Origin of the sequence: Streptomyces galbus, from assembly GCF_005280195.1 — a bacterium.
Classification (GTDB): domain Bacteria; phylum Actinomycetota; class Actinomycetes; order Streptomycetales; family Streptomycetaceae; genus Streptomyces; species Streptomyces galbus.
Window position 1 is genome coordinate 23,166 of record NZ_SZPR01000033.1, and the last position, 20,087, is coordinate 43,252.

19 protein-coding genes and 2 pseudogenes are annotated in these 20,087 nt (G+C 72.4%); 9 read left to right on the plus strand and 12 right to left on the minus strand.

What is annotated here, in order from left to right:
* Window positions 1-68: 68 nt before the first annotated feature.
* From E4U92_RS32220 to E4U92_RS32250, 8 genes and pseudogenes are all read right to left on the minus strand, one after another.
* Window positions 69-1,277 (minus strand): caspase, EACC1-associated type, encoded by a 1,209-nt coding sequence (locus E4U92_RS32220; RefSeq protein ID WP_179956568.1) that lies wholly within the window; start codon window positions 1,275-1,277, stop codon window positions 69-71.
* Entirely contained in the window at window positions 1,274-1,633 is a 360-nt protein-coding gene (locus E4U92_RS32225; protein WP_137303978.1) for an effector-associated constant component EACC1, read from the minus strand. The genes E4U92_RS32220 and E4U92_RS32225 overlap by 4 nt, the downstream gene beginning before the upstream one ends.
* A 139-nt stretch (window positions 1,634-1,772) precedes the next feature.
* On the minus strand, window positions 1,773-2,402 hold the full coding sequence (locus E4U92_RS32230) for a DUF6000 family protein (protein ID WP_137303979.1): 630 nt from the start codon (window positions 2,400-2,402) through the stop codon (window positions 1,773-1,775).
* Between the two features lie 3 nt (window positions 2,403-2,405).
* Window positions 2,406-2,600 (minus strand): hypothetical protein, encoded by a 195-nt coding sequence (locus E4U92_RS36900; protein WP_229863636.1) that lies wholly within the window; start codon window positions 2,598-2,600, stop codon window positions 2,406-2,408.
* Between the two features lie 23 nt (window positions 2,601-2,623).
* Window positions 2,624-3,136, minus strand: coding sequence for a HEAT repeat domain-containing protein (locus E4U92_RS32235; RefSeq protein WP_229863634.1), 513 nt, complete (start codon window positions 3,134-3,136; stop codon window positions 2,624-2,626).
* Entirely contained in the window at window positions 3,133-3,519 is a 387-nt protein-coding gene (locus tag E4U92_RS32240) for a CPCC family cysteine-rich protein (protein WP_137303980.1), read from the minus strand. The genes E4U92_RS32235 and E4U92_RS32240 overlap by 4 nt, the downstream gene beginning before the upstream one ends.
* 270 nt (window positions 3,520-3,789) lie before the next feature.
* Window positions 3,790-4,182 (minus strand): annotated as a pseudogene (locus E4U92_RS32245) (Uma2 family endonuclease); the annotation flags it as partial.
* 36 nt (window positions 4,183-4,218) lie between these two features.
* A complete protein-coding gene (locus E4U92_RS32250) occupies window positions 4,219-5,118 on the minus strand; it encodes a LysR family transcriptional regulator (protein WP_174864109.1) in 900 nt (299 codons plus the stop codon).
* 88 nt (window positions 5,119-5,206) lie between these two features.
* On the opposite strand from E4U92_RS32250, the gene E4U92_RS32255 reads away from it, so the two are divergent.
* From E4U92_RS32255 to E4U92_RS32290, 8 genes are all read left to right on the plus strand, one after another.
* Entirely contained in the window at window positions 5,207-6,037 is an 831-nt protein-coding gene (locus E4U92_RS32255; protein ID WP_137303982.1) for an oxidoreductase, read from the plus strand.
* A gap of 83 nt (window positions 6,038-6,120) precedes the next feature.
* The gene (locus E4U92_RS32260; protein WP_137303991.1) at window positions 6,121-8,370 is read left to right on the plus strand and encodes a DEAD/DEAH box helicase; all 2,250 of its coding nucleotides are present in this window, start codon (window positions 6,121-6,123) and stop codon (window positions 8,368-8,370) included.
* Between the two features lie 168 nt (window positions 8,371-8,538).
* Window positions 8,539-9,777 (plus strand): DUF4190 domain-containing protein, encoded by a 1,239-nt coding sequence (locus E4U92_RS32265; protein ID WP_137303983.1) that lies wholly within the window; start codon window positions 8,539-8,541, stop codon window positions 9,775-9,777.
* A gap of 147 nt (window positions 9,778-9,924) precedes the next feature.
* Complete coding sequence (locus E4U92_RS32270) at window positions 9,925-10,677, plus strand: GntR family transcriptional regulator (protein WP_137303984.1); 753 nt, start codon at window positions 9,925-9,927, stop codon at window positions 10,675-10,677.
* A gap of 481 nt (window positions 10,678-11,158) precedes the next feature.
* Window positions 11,159-11,425, plus strand: coding sequence for an SPOR domain-containing protein (locus tag E4U92_RS32275; RefSeq protein ID WP_229863631.1), 267 nt, complete (start codon window positions 11,159-11,161; stop codon window positions 11,423-11,425).
* A 62-nt stretch (window positions 11,426-11,487) separates the two neighbouring features.
* Window positions 11,488-11,904, plus strand: coding sequence for a (deoxy)nucleoside triphosphate pyrophosphohydrolase (locus E4U92_RS32280; protein ID WP_137303985.1), 417 nt, complete (start codon window positions 11,488-11,490; stop codon window positions 11,902-11,904).
* 184 nt (window positions 11,905-12,088) lie between these two features.
* Window positions 12,089-12,505, plus strand: a complete 417-nt coding sequence (locus E4U92_RS32285; protein WP_229863642.1) for an ATP-binding protein — start codon at window positions 12,089-12,091, stop codon at window positions 12,503-12,505.
* A 385-nt stretch (window positions 12,506-12,890) separates the two neighbouring features.
* Complete coding sequence (locus E4U92_RS32290) at window positions 12,891-15,548, plus strand: SpoIIE family protein phosphatase (protein WP_137303987.1); 2,658 nt, start codon at window positions 12,891-12,893, stop codon at window positions 15,546-15,548.
* 45 nt (window positions 15,549-15,593) lie between these two features.
* Here the strand turns inward: E4U92_RS32290 and E4U92_RS32295 are convergent, their stop codons facing one another.
* Window positions 15,594-16,454 carry an immunity 49 family protein gene (locus tag E4U92_RS32295; RefSeq protein WP_137303988.1) on the minus strand — a complete coding sequence of 287 codons (861 nt, stop codon included), beginning with the start codon at window positions 16,452-16,454 and terminating at the stop codon, window positions 15,594-15,596.
* A complete protein-coding gene (locus E4U92_RS32300) occupies window positions 16,451-17,320 on the minus strand; it encodes an immunity 49 family protein (RefSeq protein ID WP_229863628.1) in 870 nt (289 codons plus the stop codon). Before E4U92_RS32300 ends, E4U92_RS32295 begins: the two co-directional genes overlap by 4 nt.
* Before the next feature lie 150 nt (window positions 17,321-17,470).
* Between E4U92_RS32300 and E4U92_RS32305 the strand changes: the two genes are divergently transcribed.
* Entirely contained in the window at window positions 17,471-17,902 is a 432-nt protein-coding gene (locus E4U92_RS32305; protein WP_137303989.1) for a hypothetical protein, read from the plus strand.
* 70 nt (window positions 17,903-17,972) lie between these two features.
* Here E4U92_RS32305 and E4U92_RS32310 read toward each other — a convergent pair whose 3' ends face one another.
* Window positions 17,973-18,491 carry a hypothetical protein gene (locus E4U92_RS32310; RefSeq protein WP_229863625.1) on the minus strand — a complete coding sequence of 173 codons (519 nt, stop codon included), beginning with the start codon at window positions 18,489-18,491 and terminating at the stop codon, window positions 17,973-17,975.
* Between the two features lie 33 nt (window positions 18,492-18,524).
* Window positions 18,525-20,087 (minus strand): annotated as a pseudogene (locus E4U92_RS32315) (hypothetical protein); the annotation flags it as partial.

The following is a 20,087-nucleotide window of genomic DNA, read 5'->3' on the forward strand; positions in this document are numbered from 1 at the left end:
GGAACACGGTCTTCGGTGATGACAGCGAGGCACCTGCTCCGGCTCCGCAGCAGGCGTCCCCGACTGCCTCAGCTACTCCCTGAACGGTGATCTCGACTGCGACCGTTTCGCCGAGACAGTCTTCCGGTCAACCGCTGCAACGTAGTGGGCTGCTGGTGCTGGTGCTGGTGCTGGTGCTGGTGCTGGTGCTGGCGCGGGTGCGGGACGGTGTGCGGCGCGGTGTCAGTCGTCGTATCCGTTAGCAACCGCGTCCAGACGGCATGCCACTCAGCGACCTGCTGATTCGGCACGCCACAGGCGGACAGGTACGCGGCTGTGGTGGGCCAGGTCTTGGGCAGGCTTTCGCGGTTCAAGAGCCTGCTGACGGTACCGGGCGAGATGCGTCCACCGGAACGTTGGCTGACCATCTGATGGGTGAGACCGCTCGTCGCACGAACATCGGCCAACGACTTGAAGAAACCCCTGACAGTGCGGATTTCCGAGGGACTCGGCCAGGAGCGCCCTGTGGCTGGCTTCCCGTCGGCAGAAGGGGTGGTCGCGGTTGTCGGCAGGCAGGCCAGGTTGCGGCCAAGAGCGAGTCGGGCCCCGGTGTTTCTGTCTCTCGCCTGTGGGTCGGGGCGCCCCTTAGCCGCCAGCCTGATGCGCAAGTGCCGGTACAGCGCTCCAAAGTCGATCAGCTCAGGCCCATTGGGGATGCCCGTCTGAAGCGTGTCGAGGAGCTCGCCGGTGAACGCGGTGAAGGTCTCGTCCGGCGGGGCGAGTGCTTGGCGTGTTTCTGCAGCAGCGGCCAGTAGGAATGTTCCCTCGACGGCCGCCTGATCGGCCAGATCTGATGGGCCGCCCATCGTCCCGAGGGCCAGACCGCCGTAGCAGCAGTCGAGGACAACGACACATCGATCGGCCCGGCCGTTCAGGAGGGCCTGCCGCATCCACCGATAGGGCAGGCCGGTCTCCACGCGTTGCTGCTTGGACTGTGGCATGGCCAGATAGAGGTCCCCTTCGGGGTCGACCAGCCCATGACCGGCGAAGTAGATCAGCACGGTGTCGCGCGCTTGCTCGGCTGCGGCTCGCACTGCGGCCATGGCCATCTCTGCGGTCGTGGGGTTGGAGAGGATCGTGCAATGCTTCTGCGGCAGGGCCCAAGAGGTGGGTCCGGTCAGCGCCTCGGCCAGAGCGGTCAGGTTGTTGGACACAGCCGGCAGCGACTCCAGGTGGTCGTAGTAGCTGGTGCCGATCAGCACGGCTCGGGTCGCGCCGGGGTCGGGCAACACGCTCATGTCCCAGGTGCCTCATCCTCGGTCGAGGTCTCAAGGGCACGAATGACACGTTCGATCTCGGCATCGCTGCCCTGGGTAAGAACGATCACGGTGTCACCCCGCCTGATCTCGATCCGCGGGTCCTGGGGCCTGGTTCGCTTCCAGGCGGCCAGTGCCATCGCGAAGGAGGCAGCGCTCCATCCGTTGTCAGTCACCAGTTGGATGACGTCCAGCAAACCGCCCATGTGCCCTGGCTCGGGAGGCTGCTCCTGGAGTGTCAAGGAGGACGATCTGCGGATCTCTCTGTCTGCCCCCAGCCACTGGTGCAGTGAACGCAGCTCGTCTGCCTCGGCCCCTACCCGCACGTCGATGCGCATGGTTTTCCCTGTCTCTGCGTGTCGGCGGTCTTCCGCATTTCCATCGTCGGACAGAACCGGCTTTCTGGTGTGCGTTTGGCTTGTTCACGCCCCTACCAGGTGAGAACTAGGGGCCTGGGGACAGTGATTGCACCGCGACCTACAGGCGTCGCCAGCCGCTGGCGAACTCGCATTGAAGGTCCGCCCAGCGGCGCTGTTCGGCGGGGATGTGGCTGGGGTAGCCGAGACGTCCCACGCCCTTGACCCACTCGTCCCAGAGGCCGTCGGGCTCTGTGAAGCGGTCGGCGTGGTGGGTGCCGAGGAGGGCGTCGAGGCGGAGGAGAGCACCGAGGGCGGCGGGCTGGTCGTAGTGGAGGCCGGTGCGGGGGAGGTAGCGGTCGAGGTAGGCGGTGAGGATCTCAGCGTCGGCGTGTGTGCCGAAGCGGGCCAAGGCGAAGCAGTAGGCGCCGCCGGAGTAGCAGACCTCGCTGGCCAGGAGCAGGTCGCCGATGCGTGCTCGGAACCGTTCGCGGCGGTCGACGCCGATCAGCCAGGCGGCGGTGAGGCGCGAGCGCCATTCGTACCCGAGGAGAGCTTCCAGTTCTTCGTCGGTGATTGCGGCGGCGTCATTCAACAGGTGTCGGGTGAAGCGGGTGGTGTGCCACCACCGGGGGCCCAGGAACCGCCCGCCATTCAGTACGAGATAGCGCGGGAGGCCGCCGTACGTCCTCGTCACGTAGCTCTCGACCACATGGCCGTAGCCGATCTCCTCGGGGTGCTGGGACGGCATCGGTCACCTCTCCGGGTGCAGATCGGTGCGGTCGATCCAGGTGGGGGCGACGAAGATGTTGTCGCCGGCGGGGGCTTCGGAGGCTTCCAGCAGGGACCAGGTGCGGGACTCCTCGACCAGGTGCTCCCAGGGCGCGGTCCAGTCGAGCTCCCAGTCTAGGCCGGGGCCGGAGACGCCGTACGTGCGGCCGGCGTCCACCCGCTAGAACTGGGAGTAGAGGATCACCTGGGCGTGGTCGGCCAGGTCGTTGATGATCTCGGCGAAGTGGGCCGAGGGCCAGCCGGGGGCGTCCTCTGCAGCGGTGGCTCGCAGGCGCGCGGTGAGTGGTGGGACGACGGGGTGCGGGCGCCGAGTTCGGTCAGGGCCCAGCGGATGCCTTCCGGCTCGCTCCAGCCCGGTGGCGTCTCCCGTTCCAAGCAGGCGCGATAGGCGTGGCGTACGGGCTCGACCGCGCCGTCGATCTTCAGGCTTGCCAGGGTCGTGGCCGCCCATTCGCGGACGGTCGGGTTGTCGCTGTCCAGCAGGCCGATGAGAGCGGGGCCGCAACGGGGATCGCCCACCTCCTCGAAGACCTCGATGGCGGTCAGCTGACCGAAGCCGCCGAGGGAAGGCAGGCCGTCGATGACGGCGGGTATGGCGTCGGCGCCGATCCAGATCAGCTCTGCGCGGGCGTCGTAGGACTCGTCGGCCTTGCCGTCGAGCTGCTGGACGAGTGTCTCGATGTGGGAGGTCATGACGCGGAGTGGTCCCGGCGCCAGAAGGTGGGCAGCCACCAGCAGAGCACCGAGTGGTCGTCGGGCCACGGGGCGCGGTCCTCGGCCGCCCAGTCCTCGAAGGAGTCCCGTGCCAGATCGATGGGGCGCCAGGCGGGGTCGAGCGGCTCGTCCTCGGCCGGAGGGCGGACGTACCGCCGGCCGTGCTCGTCGCAGGCGCCGAAGTCCTGGTAGTTGCGCTGGGCCTCGGTCAGGGAGACCTTGTTCGCCCCGCCGGCCAAGGTGGGCCAGCGGAACTGGACCCCGTCGTCCTCCCAGAAGGAGACGGGGCAGATCTCGTACGAACCGGGCATCGCGTCCAGCACGCGGTGCCCGCAGCAGGGACAGGGGTAGGAGTCGCTCACCTGCGCAGTTTCCTTGCAGGCCCAGCCGGTGTGCCAGGGATTTCGCCACCTCGGAGCCCCCGGGCAGTCCGCAGCCAGTCCGCAGGACACCCGTAAACAGCCGTCTGGAGCCAACGCATGACAACGAGGAAGCCCAGGTCAGGGCCCTGATTGGGGCTCCGCCGCAGGTCAGGATCAGTCCGCAAACATTTCGCTTCAACGTCTGAGACGCCGTTCCGGAAGGGGTCGGACTCGAAGGAGTCCGGCCCCTTCCGCGCTGCTGCGCCGCTCTCACCTGCTCCGGGGCGGAGTGAGCTGGTCGAGGTCCAGGCTGATCGGGAAGGGCACGGGCCGCTCCAGGCTGCCGCGGAAGATGCCGGCGGGGGCGTAGGCGCGGGTCGGCGCGTCGAGCTCGTAGACGTGGACCACCGGTGCTCCGTCCTCGTCCTCGATGCACCAGTAGTGCGGGATGCCGGCCTCCGCGTACTTGCGGAGCTTCACGGTGCGATCGCGATGGGCCGACTCGGGTGAGACCGCCTCCACGACGAGCTTCACGTCCTCCGGGGCGTACCAGGTGCGGTCGGGGTCGTACGGCAGGTTCGTCAGCAGGAGGTCCGGCTCGGGGCGGTTGCGGGCGTCCAGGCGAATCGTCATCTGGCGCTCGACCTCGAAGCCGGCCGGTGAGGGGCAGGGCACGAGATCGCCGGCGCGTGCCAGGTCTCAGCGCACCGCCTCCCGGCACGCCTGGGCATACCCCCTCACCAGCGGCCGCTCCCCGTCCGTCCGGCGCCATGCCAGGGCGTAGCGGGTCGGGGGGAGGTCGGGGACCGGGCGGGTGACCACGCCGCCCAGGGTGATCAGGGAGGCGTTGCCCGCGGCGATCAGGCAGACGCCCAGGCCGGCGACCAGGGCCTCGTAGGTCTCCTCCGTGCCGGCGATCTCCGCGCCGATGCGGGGCGGGCGGCCGGCGCGTTCGGGGAGGGCCAGCCAGTGGTCGCGCAGGACCCCCGCGCTCGGCGGCAGCGCGAGGAACGGCTCGTCGGCCAGGTCCGCGAAGGCGACCTCCGCGCGGGCGGCCAGCGGGTGCGTCTCGGGGAGGGCGACCAGGCGGGGTTCCTCGGCGAGCACCGTCCAGGCGTAGCGCCGCTCGTCGGGCAGCGGCAGCCACACGAAGGCGACGTCCGACGTGCCGTCCGCCAGGCCCGCCGTCGGGTCCTGCCAGCCGACCTGGCGCAGCCGCAGCTCCGCCTCCGGGTGGGCCGCTGTGAAGCGGGAGCGGATCGACGGCAGCAGGCCGCCCCGGCCCGGGCTGGTGCTCATGCCCACCGTCAGGGTGCTGCGCTGCGCCGCCTTCGCCCGCTCCACCTCCGCCCAGCCGTCGTCCCACGCGGCCAGCACCCGCCGCGCGTGCGCCAGCAGCGCCGTCCCCGCCGCGGTCAGCTCCACGCCGTGCCGGTCGCGGCGGAACAGCGCGGTGCCCAACTGCCGTTCCAGCGCGCGGACCTGTTTGCTCAGCGCGGGCTGGGAGACGTACAGCCGTTCCGCCGCGCGCGTGAAGTGCAGGTCCTCGGCGACCGCGACGAAGTAGCGCAGGTCCCGTACGTGGACGTCCGTGGTCATGCCCATCGGTTATCACCGCGGGTCTTGGACCCACAACTCCGTTCCGGCGCAGGCTGGTGCACGCAACCGCGATCCAGGAGGAGTTCCCATGCACAAGGTCTGGCTGATCACCGGTGCGAGCAGCGGGTTCGGGCGGGCGATCGCCGAGGCGGCCGTCGCCGCCGGCGACGTGGTCGTCGGCGCCGCCCGGCGGCCCGAGGCGCTGGACGACCTCGTCGCCGCGCACCCCGACCAGGTGGAGGCCCTGCGGCTCGACGTCACCGACGTGGCGGCGGCCGAGGCGGCCGTACGGGACGTCGTCGACCGGCACGGACGGCTCGACGTGCTCGTCAACAACGCCGGCCGCACCCACGTCGGCGCCTTCGAGGAGACCACCGACGCCGAACTGCGTGAGCTGTTCGACCTGCACGTCTTCGGGCCGGCCGCGCTCACGCGCGCGGTGCTGCCGCACCTGCGCGAGCGGCGCTCGGGGGCGATCGTGCAGATGAGCAGCATGGGCGGGCAGATGTCCTTCGCCGGTTTCTCGGCGTACAGCGGGACCAAGTTCGCCCTGGAGGGCCTGTCCGAGGGACTGGCCGACGAGGTGCGGGAGTTCGGCATCAAGGTGCTCGTCGTCGAACCGGGCGCCTTCCGCACCTCGCTGTTCGAGACCGCCCGGGCCGGCGTCAGCGCGGACAGCGGCGTGTACGCCACGGTGCGCCGGACCCGTGACGCCGTCTCCGGCGGGCACGGCAGCCAGCCCGGCGACCCCGCCAAGGCGGCCGCCCTGATCCTCGCCGCCCTCGACGCCGACGACACCCCGCTGCACCTGCCGCTCGGCGACGACGGCGTGAGCGCGGTCCTCGGCAAGCTGGACGCCGTCCGCGCCGAGATCGCCGCCTGGGAGGACCGCAGCCGCGCCACCGCGTTCGACGACTGACCACGGCCGCCGCGGGCCCGTTGTCAGCGGCAGGTGCGAGCATGGGCAGTCCGAGCCGAACTGCGGGTGCGTACGGGGGTGTGATGGGGGAGAGCGAGCAGGCCGGGGCCGCGGCGGCGCCCGTCGGCCGACGGGCCCGCGACCTGCACGCGCAGGGCGTCGCGCTGTACGACGCCGCCCGCGCCCTGCGCGCCGACCACGAGCGCGCCCTGGACGCCGTCCGCTCCGCGCTCGCACCCCTGCGGGACGAACTGGTCGCGCAGGAGCTGGAGTCCATCCCGCTCGCCCGGCTCAAGGACGTCACCGAGGGCAGGCTGCGGCTCGGCGCGCTCGAGGCGGCCGGGCTGGGGTCGGTGCGCGCGGTGCACGACGCCGAGCGGTACGAGCTGCGGCAGATCCCCGGCGTCGGCGCCCAGACCGCCGACCAGGCGCTGGCCGCGGCCCGCCAGATCGCCCGCGCGGTGGAGCAGACCGTCTCCGTGCGCATCGACGTCGACCACCCCGAGCCGCGCACGACGGCCCTGGTCGGCGCGCTGTACCGGCTCGTCGAGGGTGGCCCCGAGCTGCGCCGCGCCGTCGACACCGCCGAGCGCTACGAACGCCGGCTGACCGAGCTGCTGCCCGCGGTCCGCCCGACCGTCAGCAGGCTCCGGCTCGCGCTCGCCGGACGGGAGCGCAGGGAGGCCGCCCTGGCCGCCGCCGCGGAGCTGCGCGCGCTGACCGCCGAGGCCGCCGCCCTGGAGGTACGGCTGCGGCTCGCCCAGGCGGGCGCGGACCTGCTGCGCGAACCGGCCTCCGAGATCGAGGCGTGGGTGGACTTCGAGGTCCGCTCCGCCGAGTACTACAGCCTGCTCGCCGAGGTCAGCGCACACCGTACGGACGCGGCGGCCGCCGAGGGGTTCGTGCCGTCCGGGATCGCCGAGCGGGTGCGCGCCCAGCCGCTGGACGACACCCACCGCCGGGTCTCCCTGCGCGGCTACCAGTCCTTCGGCGCCCGGTTCGCGCTCGCCCAGCGGCGGGTGGTCCTCGGCGACGAGATGGGGCTCGGCAAGACCGTCCAGGCGATCGCCGCGCTGGCCCACCTCGCGGCCGGGGGGCACACCCACTTCCTGGTGGTCTGCCCGGCCGGCGTCCTCATCAACTGGACCCGCGAGATCCGCGCCCGCAGCACCCTCAGGGCCGTCCCGGTGCACGGCCCGGACCGGCAGGACGCGTGGGCGCGCTGGCGTGAGCGCGGGGGCGTGGCGGTGACCACCTTCGACGTCCTGCACACGCTGGCCCCGGACCCGGCCCGCGTCCCCGCCCTGCTGGTCGTCGACGAGGCGCACTACGTCAAGAACCCCGAGACCCGCCGCGCCCGTTCGGTGGCGGCGTGGACGGAGCGCTGCGAACGCGTGCTGTTCCTCACCGGTACGCCGATGGAGAACCGCGTCGAGGAGTTCCGCGCCCTGGTCCGCCTGCTCCAGCCCGGTCTGCTGCCCGCGATCCGCGCCGGCGACGCGGTGGCCGGACCGCACGCGTTCCGCACCGCGGTCGCGCCCGCGTACCTGCGCCGCAACCAGCAGGACGTGCTCACCGAGCTGCCCGCGCTGCTGGTGGTCGACGAGTGGGAGGAGTTCAGCGCGGCGGACGAGGAGGCGTACCGGGCGGCGGTCGCCGAGGGGAACTTCATGGCGATGCGCCGGGCCGCCTACGCCGATCCCGCGAAGTCCGCCAAGCTGGAGCGGCTGCGCGAACTGGTCGCGGAGGCGGCGGCCAACGGCCTGAAGGTCGTGGTGTTCTCGTACTTCCGCGCCGTGCTGGAGGCCGTGCGGGAGGCCCTCGCCGAGCCGAAGGGGACGCTCGAGGACCCACCGGCGGAGCCGGGCACCGCGCTCTTCGGCCCGATATCCGGCTCCGTGCCGGCCGCCCGGCGGCAGCAGATGGTCGACGCGTTCACGGCCGCCGGCGGGCACGCCGTGCTGCTCTCCCAGATCCAGGCGGGCGGTGTCGGGCTCAACCTCCAGGCCGCGTCCGTGGTCGTGCTGTGCGAGCCGCAGGTCAAGCCGACGCTGGAGCACCAGGCCGTGGCCCGCGCCCATCGCATGGGCCAGGTCCGCCCGGTCCAGGTGCACCGGCTGCTGACCCCGGACAGCGTCGACGACCGGCTGCTGCGGATCCTCGCCGACAAGGACCGCCTCTTCGACGCCTACGCCCGCCGCAGCGACACCGCCGACGCCACCCCGGACGCGGTCGACGTCTCCGACGACGGCCTCGCGCGCCGGATCGTGGAGGAGGAGCAGCAACGGCTCGCGGAGGGCGCGCGCGACACCGTGGGGCAGCCGGACGGCTGACGGACCTCCGCATCCCCCCGCGCCCGGATCGCCCGGTCTCCGGCCCCCGTTCCGGCGTGGGCGCTCACGCGCTTACCATGCGCCCAGTCGTCCTTCCCCCGTCCGCGCGCCGTACGTCCGTTGCCCTGCGCGCCGGGTCCACCGTCGGAAAGCAGGAGCACGGTAGCCGTGTCCATACCCCCGCCCCCCGGGCCGCACGAGCCGCAGGACCCGTTCCGGGCTCCGCAGGCGCCCAGTTCGCCCGGCGCGCAGCCGCCCGGCGGCCCCTACGGCCCGTATCCGCAGGGCCCGTACGGGGCGCCGTACCAGGGCTGGGGGCAGGGCTACACGCCGTACAACCGGCAGGCACCCGTCAACGGCGTGGCCATCGCCGCGCTGGTGCTCGGCGTCATGTGCTTCCTGCCGGCGGTCGGCCTAGTCCTCGGCATCGTCGCGCTCGTGCAGATCCGCCGCAGGGGCGAGCGCGGCAAGCCCCTGGCGATCGTCGGGGCGGCGCTGTCGTCCCTGGGGCTCGCCCTGTGGATCGTGTCGCTGAGCACCGGTGCCGCCTCCGCGCTCTGGGACGGCTTCAAGGAGGGCCTGGACGGCACCGCCAGCCTGTCACTGGCGAAGGGCGACTGCTTCGACGTGCCGGGGGGCGACTTCGACTCCGAGATCTACGACGTCGACACGGTCCCCTGCTCCGGCGCGCACGACGCCGAGGTGTTCGCCGTCGTACCGGTCGCCGGGGACACCTTCCCCGGCGAGGGCCGGGTCACGGACCTCGCCGAGGACCGCTGCTGGGACCTGCAGACCGCGTACGCGACGGACCCGTGGGCCCTGCCCGACACCGTCAGCGTGTACTACCTCACCCCCACCGGCGACACCTGGGAGTTCGGCGACCGCGAGATCACCTGCGCCTTCGCCGACGAGGACGGGTCGGGCGCCCTCACCGGCTCGCTGCGGGCCGACGCCTCGACGTTCGACGCCGACCAACTGGCTTTCCTGCACGCCATGAACGCGATCGACGGGGTCCTCTACCAGGAGCCCGACGACTACGCCGAGGACGACCTCGGCGCCAGCAAGGACTGGGCGCGGGGCGTGCACGACGCCCTGGGCACGCAGGTCACCGCCCTGCGCGGCCACACCTGGCCGGCCGCGGCGCAGGCCCCCGTCGCCGCCCTGATCAAGGACATGACGGCCGCGCAGAAGGAGTGGGCGAAGGCGGCCGCCGCCGACGACGCGGACGCGTACTACACGTACTACGAAGCCGGGTACGAGTACGTCGACGGCGACACCACCGTCGGCGCCCGCCGGGCCCTGCGTCTGGCGACCACCCCGCCCAGCTACGACGACGGCTCGGGCGACGGCTCCGGTGATGGCTCCGGCGACGATTCGGGGGACGACTCCGGGGACGCGAGCGTGTAATCGCGGCCGTAGCGGGGAGAAAGTGCCTGCGTAAAGCCCTCCCCCCGCAGATGTCATCACTTCGAGTGATTCCCTGGCCTTTGCTTGCACAGGCGAACCCACGGTTGCCACGCTGTTGCTGTCTGTACAACCTGATGGGAGCGGCCAGTGACATTCGGTGAGCAGCCGGCGTACCTGCGCGTCGCGGGTGATCTCCGCAAGAAGATCGTCGACGGTTCACTGCCGCCCCACACCCGCCTCCCGTCCCAGGCCAGGATCCGCGAGGAGTACGGCGTCTCGGACACCGTCGCCCTGGAGGCCCGCAAGGTCCTGATGGCCGAGGGCCTGGTGGAGGGCCGCTCCGGGTCCGGGACGTACGTGCGCGAGCGGCCCGTGCCCCGCCGCGTCCACCGCTCCGGCTACCGGCCGGCCGGCGGGGCCACGCCGTTCCGGCAGGAGCAGGCCGACGCGGAGGCGCGCGGGACCTGGGAGTCCCGCAGCGAGCAGGTCGAGGCGAGCGTCGCCATCGCCGGGCGGCTGGGCATCCAGCCGGGCGACCGGGTCATGCGCACCAAGTACGTGTTCCGGGAGGCGGGGGAGACCATGATGCTCTCCACCTCCTGGGAGCCCCTGGCCGTCACCGGCCGCACCCCCGTGATGCTGCCCGAGGAGGGGCCGCTCGGCGGCATGGGCGTCGTCGAGCGCATGCGCGCCATCGACGTCATCGTCGACAACGTCACCGAGGAGGTCGGCGCCCGTCCCGGCCTCGCCGACGAACTCCTCGCCCTGGGCGGCGTCCCGGGCCACGTCGTCCTCGTCGTCCAGCGGACGTACTACGCCTCCGGCCGCGCGGTGGAGACGGCCGACGTGGTCATCCCGGCGGACCGGTACCGGGTGTCGTACCACCTGCCCGTGAGGTAGCCCCCGAAAGGGGCCGGAGCGGGGCGCGGTCGGGGCGCGCGGACCGGCAGGCGGGGGCCGCCGCCGCCGTCGCCGGGGTCTCCCGGGCCGCCCGTCGGCCCGGGTGTGAACGGTCCGACGGCGTGCGAGCGCGTGCGCCCCGGCCCCGCCGCGAACCGGCCGGAACCGGTTCCGGACCGGTCCGCTCCTGCCCCGCACCCGGTCGTTTCCGGTCGTTCTCGCAGGTCGCCCTCGTGTCCCCGCCGCGTGCCCGGTGTCCGTCGACCGGAGGTCGCACGCCGGGCGGACGGCGCGTTCGATCTCGTGCGCCCCCTCCGTCTTGGCTGGTTGCGTACCTCTTTGTGAAAATCCGTGTTCGCTGCGTAAAGGTAAGGCGTACGCTCGGGCATATGCGGTGTGCGGTTTCCTTGGACGGCGGGGCACGGGGCGGACCGCGGACGGGACCTGGGCGGTCCCGCGCGGGAAGGAGGCGGGGGACCCCATGAACGACGGCACGATCCCTCTGCCGTGGCTCGTCATACGCCAGGACGACAACGGCAACCGCTACCGCGTGGGCCGGTACGCGACCCGGGCCGAGGCCCAGAAGATCGCGGACAGCCTCGACGCCCGCGGGCACAAGCAGCTCTACTGGGTCGAGCGCATCGGCCAGAGCCGCAACGGCGACGGCACCCGCAACGGCGACGGCACGCATCACGGCGACGGCAGCCGCACCGCGGGGAACGGGCGCGGTGGCGGTGCCCGGAACTGACGCCCCCGGGCGTGCGGTTGGGGGTCCCCGGGGCCCCGTGGACATCCCGTAAGCTCCCGCGGGTGACGGAACGGATCGTGGTGGTCGCGGCCGCCCTGCTCGACGGCGGCCGGCTGCTCGCCGCCCGGCGCAGCGCACCCCCCGACCTCGCCGGCCGCTGGGAGCTGCCCGGCGGCAAGGTCGAGCCGGGCGAACGGCCCGAGGACGCCCTGGTGCGCGAGCTGCGCGAGGAACTGGGCGTCGACGCCGAGCCGTTGGCGCCCGTACCGGGGGAGTGGCCGCTGCGGCCGCCGTACGTGCTGCGCGTGTGGACCGCGCGGCTGCGCCCCGGCTCCGCCGCCCCCGAGCCCCTGCAGGACCACGACGCGCTGCGCTGGCTGACCCCCGCACAGGTCTGGGAGGTCGACTGGCTGGACCAGGACGTCCCGGCCGTCCGCGCGACGCTCGCCCCCTGGGCAACGGAAGCGCGCGGCTCGTAAACGGCCCGCCGGGGGCCGAGGGCTCGCCGGCGGCTGCCCGGAGGCACCCCGAAGGCGCTCGGCAGGCGCCGTACGCCGTTCGTGACCCCGTGCGCCCGATGGTGCGGTACTTGCCCCCGGATATCGGGTATGTGGCCATTAACCCCGCGAAAACGGACAGGGGTGACCTTCGTTGGCCTGGGAAGTGATCGGCGTGATCGACACCGAAGGCGTGCGCGCCGAGTGGACCTTCCCCGCCGACCCGGGGGCGGTGCGCACCGCACGGGCCGCGGTGCGGGGTCAGTTGCGCGGCTGGGGGCTGGAACCGGTCAGCGATGTCGCGGCGCTGCTGGTCAGCGAGTTGGTCACCAACTCCCTGCGGCACGCCACGGGTCCCATCGGCGTCCGGCTCGTGCGCCCCGCGGGGATCGGCGGGGTGCTGCTGGTGGAGGTGTCCGACCCGCTCCCCGAACTGCCGCGCGAGCGGGTGGCCCGGCCGGACGACGAGAGCGGCCGGGGCCTGCAACTGGTGGCGTCCTCCTCGCGCCGCTGGGGCAGCCGCCCGGGAGCCGCCGGCAAGACGGTGTGGTTCGAACTGGCCGTACCGGACCGCGCGGACTGAGCGGGCGGTCGGACGCGGAGTGCCGCGGTGTCGGGCGCGGGTGGGGAGGGTGCCGGGATGCCGGGTCGGCCGTGTGGAGACGGCCGTACTGATGCCGTCGTACCCGCTCTCCGGACCGGCGGGGAAACGGTGGGGGCGGGGTGTACGGAGCGTGACGCCCTGTCCACCGCAGGGATCCGGCCGCAGACAACTGTCGAAGGGGGCGGTTCGAGGGCGTGTCCGCTGGTTAGAAGACTGGAAGTGTTCTCACGGCACGGGCCGGAAAACGTCTGGACCGTGCTGTGATCGTGAACACCGTGTCGCGCGGCGCCGTAGTGCTGGATACTGCGGGCAGCCGCCGCCGGTGACCGGTGCCGGACGCGGTGAGCTGGAGGGGACGGTTCGCGTGAGCGAGATACCAGCGAAGGCCACGGAGTCCGAGGACCCGTCGGGCGGCGCGAGGACGGAGGCCGCCGGTGCGTTCGCCGGTCCCGCCGACGCGTTCGCCGCCGCTGCCGAGCGTGGTCCCGCCGACGGCGAGGCCGCGCCCGGTGACGCCATGTGGCAGAGCAGTCCGCCCGGTTCGATCTACGACTACATCAGGGTCGCCTCCTTCTCCATCGGCCCCGACGGGCTGGTCGACCAGTGGAGCCTGCGCGCCGAGCAGATCTTCGGCGTCCCGGCGGAACGGGCCGTCGGCCGGGATCCCATCGAGGCGTTCGTCGACCCCGATCTGCGCGAGCGCGGCCAGCGCAAGATGGCCGAGATCCTCGACGGCCGCGAGTGGACCGGGGTCGTCCCCTTCCGGATGCCCGAGGGACCGGACGGCGACCGGGGCGAGGACGGGCTCGCCGAGGTCTACGTCATGCCGACACGGACACAGGACGGCGAGAAGGCCGCCGTGTGCATCGTCGTGGACGTCCGCACCCTGCGCAGCATCGAGACCGACCTCGCCGCCTCGCAGGCCATTTTCGGACAATCTCCGTTCGGCTTCCTGCTCATCGACTCCGACCTCCGGGTGCGGCGCGCCAACGAGCGGTTCGCGTCCCTGTTCGGCGGCAGCCCCGACGACCACCGCGGCAAGGGCGTCCAGGACTACCTGCCCCGGTCCGAGGCCGAGCGGGTCACCGCCGTGCTGCGCCGGGTGCTGCAGACCGGCGACTCCATCACGGACATGCACGTCACCGGCTACCTGCCCGAGTCCGACGAGCGCCGGCACTGGTCGATCAACCTCTACCGCGTGCACAGCGGCAGCGGGCGCCCCATCGGCATCGCCTGGCTCGGCACCGACATCACCGCCCGGCGCGCCGCCGCCCGCGAGGCCGCGGCGGCACGGCGCAATCTCGCCCTGCTCAACGAGGCCGGCGCCCGCATCGGGAACTCCCTCGACCTGGAGACGACCGCCCGCGAACTCCTCGACGTGGTCGTCCCCGGCTTCTGCGACCTGGCCACCGTCGACCTCTACCAGGGCCTGCTGGTCGGCGACGAGACCCCGCCCGGCCTCGCCGACGGCAGCGCCGAACTGCGCCGGGTCGCCTTCTCCTCCGCCGTCTCGGACGCCCCCTTCGCCAGTACGGTCGCCCCCGTCGCCGTCGGCGCGGTGCACCACTTCCCCTTCAACTCGCCCTGCGCGGACGCCCTGCGCACCGCGCGCCCGCAGCACATCCCCGGCGAGGAGGGCGGCCTGGTGCAGTCCACCCTGGCCGTGCCGATGGTCGCCCACGACACCGTCGTGGGACTCGCGCAGTTCTCGCGGACCAAGGGCAGCGAGCCGTTCGGCGAGCGGGACCGCGACCTCGCCGTGGAACTCGCGGCGCGGGCCGCCGTGTGCATCGACAACGCGCGCCTGTACCGGCGGGAGCACGAGCGGGCGCTGATACTCCAGCGGTCCCTGCTGCCCCCGGGCGACCCGGTCGCCTCCGGCCTGGACATCGCCTGCCGCTACCTGCCCGGCAGCGCCTCCACCGGCCGGCCCAGCGAGGTCGGCGGCGACTGGTTCGACGTCATCGAACTGCCCGGCCACCGTACGGCGCTGGTGGTCGGGGACGTCATGGGGCGCGGCCTGCGCGCCGCCGTCGCCATGGGTGAACTGCGCACCGCCGTACGGACGCTGGCGCTGCTCGACCTGGAACCGGCCGAAGTGCTCTCCGCGTTGGACGAGATCGCCCGCGGGCTCGGCACGCCCGGCGGGGTGCAGCAGGCGACCCGAGCGGCCCGCCGCCCCCGCGAGGCGGACCTGTCCGAGGTGTACCTGGCGACGTGCGTGTACGCCGTCTACGACTCGGTGACGCGGCGCTGCACCTTCGCCAACGCGGGCCACCTGCCGCCCGTGCTGGTCGAGCCGGGCGAGGCGGCGCTGATGCTGGACGTGCCGCCCGGGATGCCGCTCGGCGTCGGCGGGGAGCCGTTCGAGGAGGTCGAGGTCGAACTCCCCGAGGGAGCGCTGCTGGCGCTCTACACGGACGGCCTGGTCGAGTCCCGCGACCACCCGCTGGACGAGGGGCTGCAGGCATTCGTCGGGGCGCTGACGGACCCCTCCCAGCCGCTGGAGGACGTCTGCGACCACGTCCTGAACACCCTCGACACGCACCACGGCGAGGACGACATCGCGCTGCTGATGGCTCGGGTGCAGGGGCTGCCCACCGACTCGGTCGGCGACTGGACCCTGCCGCGTGAGCCGCGCAGCGTCGGGCGGGCGCGGGAGTACGCGCGCGGGCAGTTGCTGAGCTGGGACCTGGAGCCGCTGGTCGACACCACGGAACTGCTGGTCAGCGAGCTGGTCACCAACGCCCTGCGCTACGGCGAGGGCGAGATACGACTCCGCCTGCTGCTCGACCGCACCCTGGTCTGCGAGGTCTGGGACTCCGGCCTCGTCCAGCCCCGCCGACGCCGCGCCCGCGACACGGACGAGGGCGGCCGCGGCCTCCAGCTCGTCGGCCTCCTCAGCGCGGCGTGGGGCTCGCGCCGGACACCGCGCGGCAAGACGGTGTGGTTCGAACTGCCCCTGCCGGACGGCGAAACGGGACTGACGGACCCGGCGGAGGCGTTGCTGAGTCTGTTCTGACCCGCGGGACCGGGCCGGTGCCCCGGCCCGCGCCCCGTGGACGCCTCAGATGTCGAACTCGCCCAGCCAGCCCCGTCGCAGCAGGTGCTGGGGGAGGTAGTCGGACTCGACCTCGATCGGGATGCCGCCGTCGTGGGCGAGGCAGGCGAGGGCGAGGGGGCCGAGGGCGATGCGGCCCTCGGGGTCGTTGGCCCGGTCCTCGTCCGCGGTCCAGTACGCCTTGTGCAGCTCGAGGGCCTCGACCAGTGCCTGGTTGAAGCCGGCCTCGTCCTTGCGGAGGAAGCGGTGGAAGAGGCCGATCGGCGGACCGAGGATGTTCTGCACCAGGTCGCGCGGAGCGACGGTCACCGCCCCGGGGTGCGAGCTCTGCAGCGCGGCCGTGAGCTTCTCCACGACCGCGGGCCGCTGGAGCCAGTACGCCTGAAGGGTCTCGACCCAGTGGTACACGTACGCGTCGAACTGCCCCTCGGGGGAGCGCAGCCGTTCGACCGGGATCTCGCAGAGCCGGGTCATGCGCTTCTGGTCGCGGCAGACGATCGCGAGCCAGAAGGTGGTCAGCCAGTTGCCCGCGTCCGCGTACGGACGGGGGCCGAGAGCAGGGATGCGCCGGACCTTGTGGTTGATGCGGCAGTCGACGTGGCCCTCGGTCTCACCGGTCACGGCGAACAGGGCCGAACCGACCTGCAGCGCGCTGACCGTCGCCTCCCACGTCTCGAGTGCCGCGGCCCTGGGGTCCACGGTGCAGCGGGCCCGCACGTGGAGCAGCGCCGTGCTGAACATGAAGTCGATCTTGCCGGGGGAGCGCTCGATCCTCTCCGCGTCCGAGGCGACGTCCGCACCGAGCGACTCGGCCCACTCGGCCGAGTGGGGCCCGGGGGCACCGTGCCGCGGGATGGTGATCGTCATGCAGTGGTCCACTCGCCGATCCAGGAACGCCTCAGCAGCGCCCGGGGGATGTACGCGGACTCCGCCTCCACGGGCAGGCCGGCGTCGTACGCCAGGCAGGCCAGGGCCAGCGGGCCGAGCGCTACGAGGCCCTCACCGCTGAGGGAGCGGGCCTCGTTCGCCGTCCAGTACTCCTTGTGCCACGTGAGGGCGTCGACCAGAACGGCGTTGAACTGCTCGGGTTCGCGCCTGAGGTACCGCTGGAAGAGGTCGATGGGCGGGTACAGGAGCTTCAGCATCAGTTCCGGCCCGGCGATCCGCGCGTTCTCCGGGTCCGTGCCGTCGACCGCGGCGGCCAGGGTGTCCCAGGTGGCCTGCCGGCCGAACCAGAAGTGCTGCAGGGTCTCCACCCAGGCGTAGAGGTAGTCGTCGAACTCGGCGCCGGATGCGCGCAGGAAGGAGACCGGTACCCGCGCGAGCCGGTCGATCCGGTGGTTCTCGCGGCAGATGACGGCGAGGTAGAAGCTGGTCAGCCAGTTGCCGGCGTGCAGGTAGTCCCGGGGGCCTGTCGCCGGGAGGTGTTTCACCTCGCCGGTGCCGCCGATGCGGCACGGCACGGGACCCTCCGTCGCCGTACCGGAGGCGAAGAGTGCGCTGCCGACCTGCATGGCCGTGACCCATGCCTCCCACGAGGCGAGTTCTCCCGCGGTCGGGTCGGTCAGGCACCGCCACTTCGCGAGAGTGAGGGACAGGTCGAGGGCGTCGTAGCGGTCGTCCTCCGACGTCTCCAGGTGGTCGAGCGCTTCTTTCGCGCTCCTGGTGATCGGTGCCATGAGTTCCGCCGCGTTGTCGGTACGGAACGCATGGCGGGTGATGCGGGTGACCACCTGCTCTCCTCGGGCCAGATCTTCACGTGCTCGACGGTGACACCAGCGTAGGAGCAGCCCAGGCACTCCCGTCCGCCGGGGTGCGGTACCCGGCGTGCTCCCCGAGTCCACGGTCCGGGCCTCGGCTGGTCGGGCCTAGACTCTGCGCACATGAGTGACGTGTTCGCGGTGGACCTGGGCCTCGACCTGGCACCGACCGTACCCAGCGCCGTTCTGGACCACTTGCGCCTCCACCTGGGGCTCGACGGCGACGAAGGCGGCAGGGGTGAGGAGGACGAGTTCCTCGACGTCGTCCCGCTGCTGGCGGAGCGCGGGCCCGCGGCTCGCATCGGGGGAGTGCTGACCGGAGAACTGGTCCGGGCGGGCGGGCACTGGTGTCTGACGGCGCGTCAGGAGATCCACGCGGAGCTCCTCCCGGACCTGGAATCCCTGGCGGAGATGCTCGCCTTCAACGCCAGGACCGAGGGGGTCATCGGTCAGGTGAGGTTCTACGAGGACGAGATCCCCGAACTCCTCGTCAACCGCTCCGGAACGCTGGTGAGGCTCCCCCTGCAGGCCGCGGGCCTGCCGGGCTCCGTCTAGCGGGGATACGGCGGCGGGACCCGGCCCGGCTCGCAGCGCGGGGTCCCGCCGCCGCAGGACTGCGGGATTCTCAGCGAGAATCTCCTGTTTCTCCCAAGAGGTCTTCCAGGGGGACGTCCCCGAGGGATTCCTCGTCCACCTCGGGTGTCAGATGCAGTACCGCTTCCGCGTTGGCGATCAACCGGCCGATCTCGATGGGGAGGTGCTGGAATTCCTCCATCACCACGTCATAGGGCTCGACCCGGTGGGTCCTGCCGTCGAGACCCTTCGCCTCGACCAGATAGCGGTAGCCGACCGGGGAAGTGGAGTCCGCCGCCTTCACCCACTTCGCGCCGTGCCGACGTACGAGGAGATCACCGAGGTAGGACGTCAGGTCCGTGTGCAGCCCGATCCAGTCCGACTGCTCGAACTCCCCCAGGGGGAGCCGGTCGACATAGCTCTGCAGGCCGGGCAGGAGCAGCAAGGGGTCGTCCGCGTAGCGTTCCGGCGCCAGCCCGAGCGTGGAGGCGAGTCCCGCGGCGTTGCGGTGGGCGCCCTCCGCCCACTCCAGCGCTTCGGCGGCCGCCTCGTTCGGCGTCTGGTTCTGCATGGTGCTCAGCCCTCCAGTTGACCAAGAAGGAGTCTACTTCTTCTTGGGCAGGTCCCATTGATCCTTCTTGGGCGCGGGACCGTATTCGAGGAATATGATCTTCGCCTTCTCGAGATAGGCACGCAGTTCCTTGGACGGCCCTGCGTGCGTGAAGGACCAGCGCGGGTCATATCCGGGATTCAGGCGCCGAAGAGCGATGTCCTTGTGGATCTGCTCCTTGATGTGCTTGCTCAACGGCACTTCGTTCTGGATCAGTTCACGCGTTCCGTCCTTCAGGGTGAGGGTCCGGTACGGCCCGTACGTCTTCACCTCGACGGCGACCGTGCGCCCGTCCGGGAGGTCGACGGGAACGTCGACCTTGCGCCCGCCGGTCGCGGTCACCGGATACCGGGGGTCGTTGTTGGTGGGCACCGGGTAATGACGCTCCGGGTCGCCGCCCCACATCTGGCGGTGGAATTCCTCACCGAGCTGCCAGCGGGTCCGCACGTCGCGGACGTTGCGGACGTCGCGCAGGGTCAGTGGTCCGTCCGCCGGCAGCAGGGCGGGCCGCGAGTAGTCGGGCTCATGGCCCGCGTAGGGGTTGCCGTCGTGGGTGTGGGGGTGGTCCGCGGCGGCGTCGTCGGCGGAGCCGAGGTCGTGGTCGTCCCCGGGGTGCCCCAGGTCCTCCGGCCGGTCCACGCCGTCGGGGTACTCCGAGTGCCCCGCGTGGTCTCCCGGCAGTCCGTCGTCGCCCCGCGGCGGCAGCGTGTCGGTGGTGGAGCCGCCCCCTGCGGCGTGCGACCCGGTTCCCGCGTCCGCACCGGCGTTGTCGGCGGCACCTCCCGGTACGTGCTCCGGTGAGCCCCCTGTGTGCACGGGCGTCGTCGGCGTCTCGGGACGCGTCCCGGGGAGCGTGTCGTGGCTCGCGGTGGGGCCGGCACCGAGATCGTCGGCCCTGCCGCCGGGCAGGTGGTCGCCGGCGGTACCCGTCGGGAGGTGGTCGGCCGTGCCGCCCGGCAGGTGGTCGCCCACGTGGCCACCCGGCAGGTCCCCGCCCGCGTGGACGTTCGGGATGTCGCCGCCCGCGTGGACCCCCGGCGCCACCGGTACGTCCTCGCCGACCCGGCCCACGTCCCCCAGGCTGTCGCCCAGGTTGATGTGCGTCGCCGCGTCCACTGTGTGCGGGGCCGCGCCCGCCATCGCCGGCACCTTCGCCGGGGAGTCCACGTGCGGGACGTCCGCCCCCGCCGGACCCGTGCTGTCCGGGTCCGCCGGGCGGTCCACGATGTCCTGCGTCCCGGGCTTGTCCACGTCCAGCAGGACCTTGCCCTGCCCGTCCACGATGTTGCCGTGGCTGTCGGCGTACAGGGTCGGCTCGCCGCCCTCCGCCTTCACCGGCAACGCGTCCTCGTGCACCACCGGCACGTCGTCCGGCACCTTGAACCCGCCCCCGGGCAGCTCGTGCAGCCCCGCCGGCACCGCCGCACCCTCCGGCAGGTGCACCGTCCCGTCCGGCAGGACCGACGTCCCCTGCGGCAAGTGGACCGCCGTCTCCGGCAGCTTCGGGATCTCGATGTTCCCGACGCCCTTCAACGCCTTGGAGATGTCACCGATCTT